This is a genomic window from Streptomyces sp. NPDC046900, assembly GCF_040644975.1.
Classification (GTDB): Bacteria; Actinomycetota; Actinomycetes; order Streptomycetales; family Streptomycetaceae; genus Streptomyces.
The window spans coordinates 1-14,307 of record NZ_JBEYXD010000037.1 but is presented as its reverse complement, the minus strand read 5'-3'; the positions used below and the strand labels follow the sequence as shown (position 1 = coordinate 14,307).

Here is a 14,307-nt window from a genome sequence, read left to right as displayed (position 1 = left end):
GAACCTGAAAGATCATCAGAAGCCGTGCTTGCCTTGCAACTTGCCACCTCACTCCACGGACAAACAACCCAAAACCCATCAAAGATCAACTACGCCGGGGCCGTGCAGCTGCCGTGGCTGAACAGCTACGCTCACGCAGACCGACCGGCCGCTATCAAAACTCCACGTACTGACAACACACATCCACGTCGAAAAATAAATACCGAAAAACCGATACAGCTCAACAGGTCAACGCGGGCGGGCGCCCTGAACAGAGGGGCGGGCCGGGAAGCCCACGGTGCCCGGACGCGATGCTATCGCTTCCGCCTCTCCCTATGAAGATTTGCTGCCCGGGGTCCGTGTCTGGGATCTTGTCCGGGGCGGCTACCTCAAGCGGCGCGCCCAGCCGCCTGCACCACTCGCCCCGGGGTCACCACTAGACCGACTGGTGGGGCCGTGACCGAGCCACGAGCAGCGGCTCTCCGAACTGTCCGTGGCCATAAGAAGAAGGGGAAATAGCGTGAACACCGAAAAGGTTATGGCTCGACGTCTTACGACCGAGGAGGTTTCAGAATTGGGCCTCCAGGAGGATATCTTCGTCTCGGCAGAGATGGACGATCTTCCTCTCGACTGCTATGCCCCGGCTTTCCTTACGAAGCCGGGTAAATATTTCGATGGAGGATCCTTCACGGCAAGGACGATCTTCGGTAAGGAAATTCATATCCTTCCGGACAATGCCGAAGAGCGGGGGATCTGGGTTGCCGACGAGGCAGGGGAAGAAATCGAGGTTCTCCAGAGTGCTGGCGTCCTCCTGAATCTCGCCCTCTTCGTGCCCAACGGGAACAAGGAATCTCTGGAGTCGCTCTACACCGCCGCAAGAGAAGCGTTCGGCGCCGGACTCGTTCAGCGCTGGAACGAGGAAGTCGTCGCGGTCCCGGACGTCAAGGTCGACCTCTTCGAAGAGCCGACCCGCGGGCGGAAGAACACGAACAGCCAGACCCGCGACCGCCGCGCCCTGGACATCTACCCCACCCGAGTGCGGTTCATGGAGCCCAGCGCTGGCTGGAGGTTCATCGTCGAACCGCACGAGGAGACCATCGACAGCACACCGACGATCTGAGCTGACAGCAGCCCAGAGAAGGTACGCCAGCCGATCGGATGCGATCTCTCACAGGCCGATTCCAGCACGCAACATGAGCCGATCGGCTCGGAACGGGGCGCTGGTGGCCGGCGCCCCGCCCTGCGTCACCCACATAGGTTGCGGAGCACGGCCCTGGCGTTGTTCCGTTACGCCCGACTTCGTAGTAGTTGATCAGATGCCGTAGACGGCGAAGGCGTCGTTGTGGTTGAGGAGATCGCGGCGGGCGTGGGCGATGTTGGCTCGTCCGGCGAGGCGGAACGTGCTGATGCCCAGGTTGCGGAAGCTGGCCAGGGCTCGGGCAACCGGCGCATCACCGTCGGCAGCCACGTCCGCCCGCTCGACGACCTCACCCACCGAGCGGTCCTGGACTGGCTCGACCACCGCCGCAACCGCTGGCCGAACACGGCCAACCCCCACCCGCTGATCACCCATAAGACCGCCGTCGAACTCGGCCCGGCCGGCAAGCTCTGGACCACCAGGGCCACCCGCAACCTCACCGCCACCCTCGAACGGCTCCGCGTCGACGTCAGCTCGAAGAGGCGCTCACCCACGGCGCCGACCCGCTCCCCCTCGCCCTCGTTTTCGGCATCGACGAGAAGACCGCCATCCGCTACGCGGACTCAGCACGCGCGCTTCTGGGAGAAGCTGCCGAGCAGGCATCGCAATGAAACCCACTCGACCCGCTCAACCCACTGACGAGATCATGGACAGATGCCGTCGACCGAACCAGCAGCCCGCGAGCTTCAGGACCGTGCCGTCCTCTGGCGGATGGGCGAGATCCGCGCAACCGACGTCGTCACTGCTGCCTGTGATGCACTCGTTGCCGGCCTCGACAGTCCTGCCCTGCGGATCTTGGCCGCGTGCACACGCGCGGAGGCGGATTACGATGTCCCCGACCTCCTTCCCCCGGCACTCGACGAACTGGGTCTCACCTTCTACTCAGTGGGCAGCGTTGCCGGACAGGAAGCCGCCGCACGAGCACTTGCCGCCCGGATGCTGGCCGGCGAGCTGACGCCACGCGAGCTGGCCTTCAGGATCCATCAGTGCTTCGGGCACGAGCTGCCTCTGGCCGAGCGACTTGCCGAACTGGACGACGACTACGACGTCCTCGAATACGGCGACAGAACACCGGCACAGACAGCCCCGAGCTTGCCCGCTGATCATGCTGGCGCACCGGGAAACTCCAAGATCCCCGACAGAGTCAAGCCAAGCCCAGGCCTGCGGAAGACGAGAGGGAGCTGGAACGCGGCGGACGCGGTGCGTCCGACACCCCTCAGGATGTCTCTTCCGCCGGGACGGCCGGTTCGATCCCGGCCTGCATGACGCTGACGGCCAGCGCCGTGCGCGAGGCCACTCCATGTTTGCGCATGGCGGACTTCAGCTGGACGGCGACGGTTTTGGGCGAGCGGGCCAGGGTGCGTGCGATCTCTGGGTTGGTCAACCCGGCGAGCATCAACCGCACCACCTCCAGCTCCCGGGGGGAAAGCTGGTCGCCGTAACCGAGCGGACCACGCCGCCCATTGCGCGAACCGCTTGTCGGACCCGCCGAGTTCAGGGCGCCGACCAGTCGCTCCGCGTCGTGCCCGGCGCCCAGCTCGCACAGTCCGTCCCGAGCCGCCACCAGCAGTGCGAGAGCCCCGTCGCCCTCACCGGCGGCAGCGAGACAGCGCGCCTGCGCCTCCCGGGCGAGCAGTCCCTCGTACGGCCTGGGCAGGGCCTCCCAGGCGGTGGCGGCTGCAGCCCAGGCGGCAGCGGCTCGTGCGGGTTTCCGTGGGGCATCGATCATGTGGGCCCGGCAGGTGGCCAGGGACGCCTTGAGGATGGGAGCGGTGCAGCCGCGCGCGCCACGTGCGAACGCGGACACCAGCTCAACCGCGTCCGCCTGCTGCCCCGCCGCGACCAGTACCTGCACGCGGATCGGGGCGATGTCGGCCGCGGCCAGCCAGACGCCCTTGCGCAGCACGGCGTGCCAGCCTTCCTCCGTCACCCTCAGCGCCTCGTCCAGGTGCCCCTGCGCCAACCGCACACGGGCGAGAGCGGCGGCGGCCTCCAGCGATATGTCGAGGAGGCCCCGTGTGCGGCTGTCGACCAGCACGTGCGTGAGCCGGTCCGCGGCCGCGTCCAGGTCGCCGGCGGCCGCGGTCACATGACCGGTGACGAGCGAGGTGTCGAGTTGGATCAGCGGCTCGTCCCCGGCGTCGGCGGCCACAGCGGCGGCCCGCTCGCCGAGTCCTTCCCAGGCCCCCGTGTGCCAATCAAGGTGGATCAGGGTCGCGGCCGCCAGGTCGCGCATCCGGAGAAACCCCCGTTCCACGGCCGCACGGTGGCTGATGGTCAGGCGTTGTCTGGCTTCGCCGTAATGGCCCCAGCGTATGGCCTCGTCACCGATGTTCAGGTCTGCGCGGGTCAACTCGACCGCGTCCCGGGCGGAGGAGACGGTTGCGGGTATCTGCCGCGCGGCCTTCCATCCGGCGGGATCACCCATGCCCAGCATCGCGGTGACCCGCTCGACCAGCATCCTCAGACGGTACTCCGCCGGCAGAACTGTCCGCGCCAACTCGGTGACCCGGTCCAACCAGTCGCGTTGCTCTGCCACCGACAGCCACGGCGCAGACGGCTGGGCCAATGCGCTCATCGCGCTCACCGCTTCCAACGGACGGTCGGCGAGTTCGGAGATCCCGCACTCCAACTCGGCGGCACCCGCGCCGTACTGGCCCGTGAGGACCAACATGCGGCCCAACTGCAGGCGTATCCGCCCTCGTTCGACGACATCCAGGGCCGCATCGTCGATCAGGGAGCGCAGCGTGCGGATCAGGTCCGTCCCGCCCAGGTATCCCGTGCAGGCGAAGACGGGGAACTTTTGGCACCACCGCACCACGCCCTCGGTCGGCAACTCGCCCTCGGCCAGGAGCATCTGCATCATCGCGACCGCGTTCTGGTAATCGCCGGAGGCCAGGGCCAGGTCACCGGCCCGTTCGGCGTAGTGGCACCACCGCTCCCTGGCGCCCGCCTCGCGGAAGTGGTGTACCAGCCGGGCCAGCGGGGCGGGCTTAGTCTGCTCCAGGGCTTGGGCGGCCCGTAGGTGCAGGGCCCGGCGGGTATGCAGCGGAATATCGTCGTGGACGGCGCGAGCGGCCAGGATGTGCCGGAACCCCAGCCGACCCGGAGCCTGTTCGATGAGGGTCCCGCTGCGCAGGGCCGCGGCCGCCGCGGCCACGGCGCGCCGTGCGGGCAGGGCGCTGATGTGAGCGATCAGGGACTCCTCGGCCGGCTCGGTAAGGACGGCCGCGGCACGGACCACCTGCCGCACGTCCGGGGGTTGGCGGGCGAAACGCTCCAGGACGGCGTCACGGATGGTCGGCGGCACACTGATCTCCTCCAGAGCGCGGCGGACCCACTCACCGTGGGAGCGCACCAGGTCGCGGCGGTCCCCCAGCAGCCGGACGGATTCCTCCAGGGCGAGTGGCAGGCCCTCGGTGCGCCGGTGCAGGAGACAGGCGAAGGCGTCGGAGACGTGCTCGTCGTCAAGCATGGAGGAGACCAACTCGGCGCTGTGGGACACCGACAGCGGGGCGAGGCGAACGCGCACATGCCCGGCCCCGGCGGTCGACCGCGCGGCCAGCGAACGCAGTGCGGAGCCGGCCGGCACCTCCTCGGGGCGATAGGTGAGCACCAGACTGACGCGCCGAGTGTGCTCAGCGGCAAGAAACAGCAGGAAGCCGAGCGTCGCGTCATCCGCCCAGTGGAGGTCCTCGATGACCAGGATCTCGATACCCAGCCCTTCCAGCAGCTCACCCAGCGCGCGGAACAGCCGGTGCCGCGCGGCGCCGGCGTCGCCGAGGGGACCCGGATCCGGCGGCAACTCGTGAGCCCACTCCGGGAACAGCGGCCGTAGCGCCCCGGCCAGGGCGGTGAACTCGATCCCCGCCGGCCCTGTGCGGGCCTGGCGTACCGCGTCCACGACTGGTTGCAGGGTGAGCGCTTCCTTGAAGGGCAGGCACATGGCAACCAGGGGGCCGCGCGCCTCTACGGCGTGGGTGTGCAGCGCCTCCCGGAGCAGGCGGCTCTTGCCCACGCCCGCCTCGCCCTCGATCAGCACCGTGACCGCAGCGCCGGTCAGCGCCTGGATGATCGACTCCAACTCGGCGCGGCGGCCGACCAGGCGTGGAGGTCGCGCGGGCACGCATTCCGGTGCAGCGTCCTGCGCCCCTCGTCCCACTGAAACCCCTCCCTATGGTGTCGCCGAGACAACGGTCCACACTCCCACGCGCGCTGCTTGGCGTCGCCCCACGGCGCCGTCTTACCAACAACGTCGCGATCTCGCCCGTTCCTCGCGATACCAGGTGTGAGGTCGCACTTGTTCAGTTCGGTCGGCGTCCGAGCCCAAGGGGACCGCGGAGTGGGGCCGGGCGCGTAGCGCTCGGCCCCACCATCGGTTCAGTCGTGGTCGACGTAGACCGACCGTGGCTGTGTTTACGTCAGGTTGAAGTTGATGGTCACCTTCTTGCCCGCATGCAGCGGCATCCTCTCGGTTGCCGGCTGGTAGCCGTTCTTGGTCACGGTGATCGTGACGGGACTGTCCGTGGCGTCCGGCCACAGGTCGTACTGGCCGTTGGCCTGGGTCGTGAGCCTGCAGGGGCTTGTCCGGCCGTTGATCTGGACTGTGGCCCCCGCGGCGTGAGGTTACCGGCGTGTGTCGCGGGCGCTCGCCGTGCCGGTGATCTCCATCCGGGCCGTCGGCGCCTGTACCGTCATGGCGCCTGTACCGTCATGGAGACCGGAATGGTGGCGTTGGGGTATTGGGAGTTGGTCTCCATCATGAGGGTCGCGGTCTCGGTTCCCGGCCGCGTCAGCGCGGCGTCACGCGCGTTCAGCTGCACGCGTACGGTTGCGTGATGGCCGGGCTGGATGGTCAGTGTCGTTCGGCTCTCCGACAGCCATGGCACGTTGACCGGGCTGACCTGGTCGTAGCCGGACAGCACCGAGCCAGCCGCCATGTCCGACTGCCAGCCTCCGATCGAGTAGAAACCGAGCGCGCCGACCGCATCGAGAGACGCCGTGGGCGCATTGGGCAGCGGTGTCCACCAGTTCATCGCCGGGTCGTAGGCGTAACCCGCGTTGGTCATCCGCGTCCCGTCGCCGAGCGAGCCGCCGGAGATGAGCAGTCGTCCGTCGGCTGTGCTGTACGCCGCCGTGTCCAGGCCGAGGGGCATGTCGGCGACGCGTTGCCAGGTGTCGCTGGACGGGTTGTAGACGTAGGCGTCTGTAGTGACGGGTGTAGTGATGCCGTTGTCGCCAGCGCCGTTGTCGCCACCAGCGCAGTAGAGCTTGCCTGCGATGGCGCCGCACGACTCACCCTCGATCGATTCGGGGTAGGAGTGGGCCGTGCTCCAGGTGTCGGTCTTCGGATCGTAGACCTTGACGGCGGAGACAGTGGTGAGAGTAGTACCGGTACTGGTGATTCCGCCGACGACGTACAACTTTCCGTCCAGTACAGCGGCGCCACTGTCGACCGTCGGGCTGGGGTTGTCAGCTGCCGTGCTCCAGCTGTTGGTCGCGGGGTCGTAGACCTGCGTCTTGGCGGTGAACCTGACGCTCGCGTCCATGCCGCCGGTGACGTAGAACTTGCCGCCGATGAAGTTGCCCTGCCCCCATTCCGCGGCGTAAGGTGCGCTGGCCTTTTGGCGCCAGGCTTTCGCGGCCGGGTCGTAGGCATAGAACGTTTGGTTCGTGTCCCAGCTCGCGCCCTTGGCGCCCAGCCCCGCGTACAGCGTGCCCTGGTAGCTGCCGGCCACCATGGCCCAGCCACCGGAGGGCAGGTCGGCGATTGATGTCCAGTCCGGCCCCGAGGTCGTCGCTGCGCCGCTGGTCTCGTTGGTCTTCGCGTTCGTCCGCGCAGGGGTGCGGTTCACGACAGACGTGGGGATCGGCAGGCCGTGCGTCTTGAGGCTGTTCCTGTTGATCGGCACACGCTCGAGCGCCGGGCCCTGCGTTTGAGCGGGCGTCGTCGAACCGCTGAACTCATCGAGTTTGACCGTCAAAGGACCGTCACCGGTGTTGGTGAGCGTCAGGTCGCGGGTCGCCGAACCCTGCCACGGCACGGTCGCGCTGATCGGGCTGCTGCTGGTTACCAGTCGGCCGGCGTGCTGCGTCAGGTCGACCCCGGTGACTTTGTTGGCGTCCAGCTTCACCTTCGCGGAGGCGGGGTCGTGGCCGTACGCCGTGGCGGTGACCGTCTGGCGGCCGGTCAGTGAGGAGAAGAACCAGTAGAACCCGTCGCTCCGGCCTGCGAGGCCCGCCATGGGCGCGCTGAGCGCGGACTGCTGCGGCCGGCCCGCGACGGACACCCTCGCGCCGTCCAACGGCTTGGAGGCCATGCCGTCGGTGATGTTACCGACGATGAGGTCGCCGGTCTGCGGGGTCACCCAGGCGCCGCCCAGGTGGACGTTGTCGATCTCCGAACCAAGGCCGAACGGGGAGCTTGGGGTGTTGGCCTGATAACGGAACCTGACGCGCGCCGAGACCGTTTTGCCGCTGGCGGGCAGCTCAACCGTCTGGAGTCCGAGCTTGTCCGCGATGTCCTGCCTCTCGGTCGTCCAGGTCTTGCCGCCGTCCGCGCTGTAGTCGAGGTCCATAACGCCACCGATGCTGACAGTGTCGAAGGACACGAACGGTGTCTCGGAGGCGGGTACCGTCACCACGGAAGTGAGCAGCGCCGAGTCAGTCGGAACAGGCTTGAGGTTCTGATCCATAGCCAGGACCATGGCGAGATTGCCGGTGCCTCCCGTAGGGTTGTCCCCCAGATTTGTATATATCTGCCAGGGTTGTCCCTCGGTGGCGTCGGCACTCCATCCTGCCGGCAGCGTAGTGCCGTCGAAGGTCTCGGTATTGCCCGAGGCGTGCTCGGTGTAGCCGGGCGCGGAACCGTGCGCCGACAGTAGCTCGGCGGTGAGCCCGATGTTGTGGACCACGCTCGTGGTCTTCGTCGTCACGCTGGTGTCACGCGCGGTGTAGCCGGGGTAGTTGGAGGTGGTGTGCAGCGTGTAGCTGCCGTTCTCCGGCAGCTGGACGGAGTACGTGCCGGTGACCGGGTTGCTGTAGAGCGTGCCGTAGGGTGTGCCGTCGATCTTGATGGCGGCGTAGAGCGGCCAGCCATGCCCGGAAGCGTCGGTGACGGTACCGCTGACGGTCACCGTCGGCACCTTGGTTAGCGTCATATTGGCCGTGCTGGTGTTGTCTGCGGTGACGACAATGGTGTCCGTCGGCTTGCCTGTGTAGTCGAAGGCGGCCACAGTGACGTCATAGGAGCCAGGCGCCAGCCTCAACTGGTAGGTGCCGTCAGCACCCGTGGCCGTGGTTTCCGGAGACGGTCCGGACACGCTGACCTTCGCCCCGGAGACCGGCTTGCCGGTCGATGCATCCGTGACGGTGCCGCTGAGCGTACCGACCGGCCCGCCACTGAACGCGGCGGTCCCGTTCGGCGTGCCCAATCCGGTGGGACCGTCGTAGCCCGGTCCCGCGGTGCACAGATACGCAGGGGTGCAGGTGCCGTTGGAACCCGACGTCACGTCGTTGAGAGTGTCGGTGTGCGCGTACGGGTAGCTGTTGGGATACGTGCCCTTGGCTACCGGCCCGGCATCCGCGTAGGTCGAGGCGATGATCGGGGAGGAGGCGCTGGTGCCGCCGGCTTGCAGCCAGCCGGTCTCGCCGTAGGTGTCGTACATCGCGACGCCGGTGGCCGGGTCGGCGACCGCCGAGACATCGGCGACGGTGCGATTGGTGCAGCCGGTGTCCTTCTGGAACGCCGGCTTCGGCTCGATGGTCGAGCAGCCGGAACCAGGACCGTAATTCCGGCCGTCGGACCCGCGGCTGTTCCAGGCCGTCTCGCTCCAACCGCGTGCCGTGGACGGATCCTTGACCAGCGAGGTGCCGCCGACGGAGGTGACATAGGGCGAGGACGCGGGAAATGAGACGCCGTATTCCTCGTCACCACTGGAGGCGACGACCGCGACACCGGGATGGTCGTAGTACTCCTTCGACGCCTGCAGGTCTGCCGCCGACTCGCCGCTGCCGGGTGTGGAGCTGTACCCGGACCCGTAGCTGTTCGACACGTAGCCCGCGCCCAGCGCGACGGCCTCGTTCACGCTGGCACCGAGGTCGGGTGTGATGGCGTTGTTGGCCTCGACGAGGATGATGTTGGCCTTGGGCGCGACAGCAGAGACCATGTCGAGGTCGAGTGAGATCTCACCCGCCCAGCCGCTGTCGGCCCGCGGGTAGTTGCTTTGAAGGCCTTCTTGGTTGACCTTGATGAACTGGCCCGGGTTCAACGGCGGCAGGCCGTACTGCTGCCGGTACACGGCCAGGTCGGAGGCCGCGTTCGGATCATCAAAGGCGTCGACGATCGCGATCGTCGCGCCGGCGCCCCCGTCCTTCGGCAGATTGTAGGCGCTGACCAGGTCACTGGGCCCCAGACCGGAAGGCGGGGTGGCGGCAGCCCTAAGGCCCTTACCGCCGTTGACGGCATTGACCCGCATCGCGAAACACCGCGCCACAAACTTCGACGTCGGGGTCGCGCACATCGATGTCACACCACCTGCAGCCGCAGCTGACGCATGCGATGCCTGAGGTGCCGGAGCGGGGGACGTTGCCGCCAGCAGGGAGGCCTCGGCCCGCGTGGCGGGCGACCCCGTGGAGTGCTGCATGACGGTTGGCTGAGCCGCAGCCGCCGGAACGGCGGCGATGGCGGGGGTCTGAGCCGCGGCGAACACGCCGAGGCTCGTGGCTATAAGGACCGAAACAGGAGCGCGCAAGCGCCCACGTCTCTTCATGGACTGAGAACCCTTCAGTCGGGGTTAGAGGGTGGAGTCAGAGCGGAACGTAGGCGGAAGGCTCCTTCGAGTCAGTACGTTCTTCTTCTGCGTACTCGGGCTCGTCGCGATCGCCGTGGAGTTCGCGCCCGCACGCACCCGTCTCCTCGGCTGCGTACTCGGGCTCGTCGCGATCGCCCTGGAATTCGCGCCCGCACGCACCCGTCTCCTCGGCACTGCTCATAAGCAATCCATTTCGTCGATGCGTCCCGGCGGGACGCAGTCCGCTCAGGGAGTATGGGACCGGTCATCGGGCGTTATCCATTGGGCAGATGGGCTAAAAGAATGCATGGGCGCACACGGGAACATCGGACTTTTCGGACGATTCCCGCCCGCATCAGAGTCACTGCCAGTACAGTCCTGGATGTCACCCCGTGCTTGCGCATGGCCGACTTCAACTGCGTCGCAACTGTGTTGCAGGACTCGACGGCTCGACGGCGACCTGGCGATTCGTTCAAGCCCGCCCAGGAGAGCCGGTCACCGAGCTCGCGTAGGTGCTCGCCGACGTAGGCGGCATCGCCGACACGTGCACGGTCCGGTCACGGCCGGCCTGCTCCGCTACAGCGGCCCCGCCTACCAGTGTCGCCGACAAGCGGCCCCGCCTACCAGTTCCGCCATCGTGAACTCCAGCAATGGCTCACCCTGTGCGCCACGCCCATCCACCGCTACGGCCCCCGAAGCCCCAAAGCATGCCCCACCTGCCGCACCACCACCCACCACCCGCAGAACACGCCGCCTATACCAGCGATCACTGAACCTGATCGCCGGTCACCACAACTGACACCACCCGATCACCCGGCCCACCAACTGACAAAACCGCAGGCCAGGACCCACACATCAAGACGCCATCCACACTCGCACCCGGCCACACCAGCACATCAAACTGATAAGCCCAGGTAAAACCACCAGACACTGATCAGAAACACCGCTCCTGGACAACGCGCTGCGGGAGCTGGGCATGGAGTGGGCGTAGCCCGGCATGGCGCAGGGCGGCCTGCCGGCGGGCCGCCCCTGTCCGTCGGCGTGCGCCTCTACTGGGTGCTCTGATGTTGTGTTTCGGCGTGCTGCGCGAGTGCTCTGAGGGCGTCACCGGTCAGAGTGAGGACCTGCACGAACTGCTCATCGGGTCTCAGCCCGTCCAGGCCAGCTCGCGTCAGAGTGGCGTGCCAGTCCTTGCCGCGCAGATGGGCAGGTCCGGTGGAGCGGAGGCCTTGCAGGAGGCGCAACGGCCGGATCAAGGTGTCGCTGTCCTCTCCGCTGGAAATGACCCATGCTTCGAGACAGTTGATGCCCAGCGCCTTGGGGTCGGTCACCCCGGGGAGGCGTCGGAGAGCCTTGACGTTCAGGTAGTCGATCACGCCTTTGGCGAGCAGCAGGATGAGGGTGTCGGCCTCATGCTGCTCGCTGCTGGTAGGCATGTGCAGGCCCTCGAAGGCAATCTGGTCGGCGGGATGCCATGTCTTGTAGACCGCTTGTCCAAGGAGCGTGATCAGGGCTGTGCTGAAGTGCTCCCGTGCGGCAAACAGTCGGCGTAGCGGGTCGGGTGGCCCATCGGTCCACTGGCCGAGGATGTCTCGGCTGAAGCGGCCCTCGTCACGGCCTCCGCTGGGAGGGACGTTGAAACTGAGCCAGTGGTCGCGCTCTTCCGCTGGAAGGTCGCGTCCGAGGTCTCCGAGGTAGACCTCAGTGAGGCCTTCGGGGTTGGTGCCGATGGAGATGCCCCACAGGCCCAGGCAGCTCAGTCGGCCGGCTTCTATGCGGTAGCGGGACGGCTGGGAGGTGTACCGGTTGAGGACTTCGCGCCGGAAGTACACCCGCGTCAGGTAGTGCGGGGTACCGCGGTCGGTGAAGTAGTTGCTCAGCTTGTCGGGATCGCACGTGGAGGTGATGCGCTCCCCGGTGCTGGGGTCGACGCCGACCGTGTAATCCGGAAACCGGCGTTCGGAGGTGTGTGGGCGAGCCAGGTCAGCTGGCGCTGCGTCGATGGGCAGCACGATCTGCTTTCCGACCAGCCGTACAAAGCCTGGGCGGTCCACGGAGTGGATGTCTCCGCTGTGGAAGGCGAAGTGCCGCAGGTCGGAGCGCTCCACCGCGTCGATCTCCGGATCGGGCACGTGATCGAGTCGAGTGATCCGGTCATGCTGAATCACCAGCAGGCGGCTGCGTACCGCGAAGTAGCGGCGCAGAGGCAGGGCCGCGATGTCGATACGCAATTCGGTGTCAGTGCGGCGAGTGCGCACCAGTTCGTGGTCGCGGCCGGCGTCGTCGAGGTAGTACCAGGAGCCGTCGTTCCTGGGGATGGCGTCGAAGTACCACAGGAACGAGGGGGTGAACTCCAGCGTCGGTTCGGCGAGCCCATGGTGGGTGCGGCGCTGTACGAAAAACTCCGCGCGCTCGTCTTTGTCTCGCAGTCCCTCTTCGAAGACGGTGCGCATCTCGGGGTAGAAGGTGCTGATCCCGGCGGAGCCAATCATCGCCCGGGTCCCGGTGTACTCCTTCAGGGCGTACGACCGTGCCTCAGGGCGGGTGAGGTGGCTGCTGATCCCCCAGTCAAAGCGGTCATGGACGGGCGTTCCGAGGACCGTGACCCATTCGGTGGGCGTGGCGGTGAGCGGGGCCAGGTAGCCATCCGGCCTCGCGTGTTCGGGAAGGTCATCGCAGCTTCCGCTGCTGTAGATCAACGCCACGGCCACGAGTTTAGGAAAGACGAGGTCGACCTGGCGCACGGTTTTCGCCATCACCTATAGGCCAGCAGGCCCGTTCTCATTGTCGGTGGTCTGGTCGGGGCCCGCTGCTGCCGTGACCGGTAGATGCGGCGCCGGACAGGACGGCGCCGCACCGGACGGGAAGCGAGCAAACCCGTGATGATCGGCTTGGACGCGGGCAGAGGGGACCGGATAGCGCTGGCCGTGCTGGCGCGGTGCCAGATGGCCACCACCCAGCAGATGCACCGGGTGATCGCCCCCGAGGTGCGCATCGAGCAGACCCGGCAGCGGCCGGCCAGACTGCGCACCGAGGGGCTGATCGCGCGGGCTGCCCGGTCACAGGCCCAGGTGCGGGTGCGGGTGCGGGTGGAGGCGACCGCCGCCCCGAATCGCCCTGGTCATCCTGCGAACCTGCTGGAGGTGTCGCCCTCAGTGCGTCCCCTGCTGAGAACGGCTTCGCTCAGGTCGTTCGGCTGTGCGGGAAAGGTGCTGGCCCCACGGCGGACAAAGTACTCGGGCTTGTCGCGTGCGTCGGGCGTGGACAGCCCGTAGGGCGGGCTAGTGCCCGGCGATACCTCAAGGACCAGGATCAGCTTGTCATCGATCCTGTAGTCTCGGGCTTCCACGTGGGGCATCGGAATCACGGTGCCCCGTACCAGGTCGACCAGGTGGTCGCGCAGCTTGGTGGGCGGCTTGTCCTCGCTCAAGCCGGTGACCGTGACCTCGTCACGGTTGATCCCGAAAACCATGGTTCCGCCGTCCCCGTTGGCGAATGCCGCGACGGTCTTCAAAGTCCGCCGGCTCTGCTTGGTCGGTAGGCACTCCTTGAATTCGACATGGGGTCCCTCGCCGGAAGCGATGAGGGCCTCGATGCGGACCTGCGGCTCGACTGGCACCTCGATCTCCACGCCTGCCCGGTCCAGATCGCCCGTCCAGCCGGACCTGGGATCGATCGAGCGGTAGTCGAGCCACATGGTGCCTCGCTTCAGCCACAGCCACGCGTGCGCAGGCAGGCCATGCGCGAGCGGGAACGTGGCCTCGCCCGCCGCTTCGAGCCGACGGCTGCTGCGCTCGGACTCCCCGAACAGCTCGAGTTCCGCATCGTTCACACGGCTGCCTTCCACGGCAACGACCATCTGCGTCGGAGTCACGTGCACTCGGCCGAGCCAGGCGCCGCCCTCAGCGAAACGCAACCGGGCCAGGTCGTCGGGCGGGCCCTGCGCGCCGATGAGTGAGTAGTCGCCCTCGAAGAAGGCGCGCCAAGCGCTGTTGGGTTCCGGGAATGACGGAACGCCCTCGCCCACCAGGATCGTCTGCGGCACGTTGCGCGATCCTCGGTCTGCTGGTGAGATCGTGACGTCTGCTGCCGGGACCGGCAACGGAGCACGTTCATGTCGGGCGTAGCTAGGGTGCCGGTTTTTGTGTGCGGGTCTCGGCGACGGGTGAAAACGGACCGCTGATCGGCGGATGAACGGTGACCCACTTCGCGATCTTCTGATCATCCTGATCTTCTTCGAGGGTCAGGAGGAGAGGGTGATTCATGTGGAGGACTGGGCTGAGATCCGTCGGCTGCACCGGGCCGAGCAGATGCCGATCCGGGCGATTGCCCGGCATC

9 protein-coding genes and 1 pseudogene are annotated in these 14,307 nt (G+C 67.2%); 2 read left to right on the top strand and 8 right to left on the bottom strand.

All coding sequences use genetic code 11. The features are described 5' to 3' along the window. Window positions 1-499: 499 nt before the first annotated feature. Complete coding sequence (locus tag ABZ904_RS29275; RefSeq protein ID WP_361004122.1) at window positions 500-1,099, top strand: hypothetical protein; 600 nt, start codon at window positions 500-502, stop codon at window positions 1,097-1,099. A gap of 192 nt (window positions 1,100-1,291) precedes the next feature. Here the strand turns inward: ABZ904_RS29275 and ABZ904_RS29270 are convergent, their stop codons facing one another. Beyond that, window positions 1,292-1,501, bottom strand: a complete 210-nt coding sequence (locus ABZ904_RS29270) for a hypothetical protein (protein ID WP_361004124.1) — start codon at window positions 1,499-1,501, stop codon at window positions 1,292-1,294. 330 nt (window positions 1,502-1,831) lie between these two features. Between ABZ904_RS29270 and ABZ904_RS29265 the strand changes: the two genes are divergently transcribed. Next, window positions 1,832-2,443, top strand: coding sequence for a hypothetical protein (locus ABZ904_RS29265; protein ID WP_361004127.1), 612 nt, complete (start codon window positions 1,832-1,834; stop codon window positions 2,441-2,443). Here the strand turns inward: ABZ904_RS29265 and ABZ904_RS29260 are convergent. The 7 genes and pseudogenes from ABZ904_RS29260 to ABZ904_RS29230 form a co-directional block, all read right to left on the bottom strand. Continuing rightward, window positions 2,394-5,303, bottom strand: a complete 2,910-nt coding sequence (locus ABZ904_RS29260; RefSeq protein WP_361004128.1) for an AAA family ATPase — start codon at window positions 5,301-5,303, stop codon at window positions 2,394-2,396. The two genes, ABZ904_RS29265 and ABZ904_RS29260, sit on opposite strands and share 50 nt — an antisense overlap. Window positions 5,304-5,593: 290 nt before the next feature. Then, window positions 5,594-5,782: pseudogene (locus tag ABZ904_RS29255) on the bottom strand (hypothetical protein); the annotation flags it as partial. An 89-nt stretch (window positions 5,783-5,871) separates the two neighbouring features. After that, the gene (locus tag ABZ904_RS29250; protein ID WP_361826558.1) at window positions 5,872-9,930 is read right to left on the bottom strand and encodes a carboxypeptidase regulatory-like domain-containing protein; all 4,059 of its coding nucleotides are present in this window, start codon (window positions 9,928-9,930) and stop codon (window positions 5,872-5,874) included. A gap of 55 nt (window positions 9,931-9,985) precedes the next feature. Continuing rightward, window positions 9,986-10,171, bottom strand: coding sequence for a hypothetical protein (locus ABZ904_RS29245; protein ID WP_361826555.1), 186 nt, complete (start codon window positions 10,169-10,171; stop codon window positions 9,986-9,988). 847 nt (window positions 10,172-11,018) lie between these two features. Beyond that, a complete protein-coding gene (locus ABZ904_RS29240) occupies window positions 11,019-12,725 on the bottom strand; it encodes a hypothetical protein (RefSeq protein ID WP_361826552.1) in 1,707 nt (568 codons plus the stop codon). 365 nt (window positions 12,726-13,090) lie between these two features. Beyond that, window positions 13,091-14,014 carry an ATP-binding protein gene (locus tag ABZ904_RS29235; protein WP_361826550.1) on the bottom strand — a complete coding sequence of 308 codons (924 nt, stop codon included), beginning with the start codon at window positions 14,012-14,014 and terminating at the stop codon, window positions 13,091-13,093. 82 nt (window positions 14,015-14,096) lie between these two features. Continuing rightward, the coding region (locus tag ABZ904_RS29230; RefSeq protein WP_361826629.1) for a hypothetical protein at window positions 14,097-14,307 on the bottom strand (211 nt) is incomplete at its 5' end.

Coding starts and splice junctions, on each gene's coding strand:
- ABZ904_RS29265 (WP_361004127.1), top strand. CDS start 1,832: ATGCCGTCGACCGAACCAGCAGCCCGCGAGCTTCAGGACCGTGCCGTC.
- ABZ904_RS29245 (WP_361826555.1), bottom strand. CDS start 10,171: ATGAGCAGTGCCGAGGAGACGGGTGCGTGCGGGCGCGAATTCCAGGGC.
- ABZ904_RS29240 (WP_361826552.1), bottom strand. CDS start 12,725: ATGGCGAAAACCGTGCGCCAGGTCGACCTCGTCTTTCCTAAACTCGTG.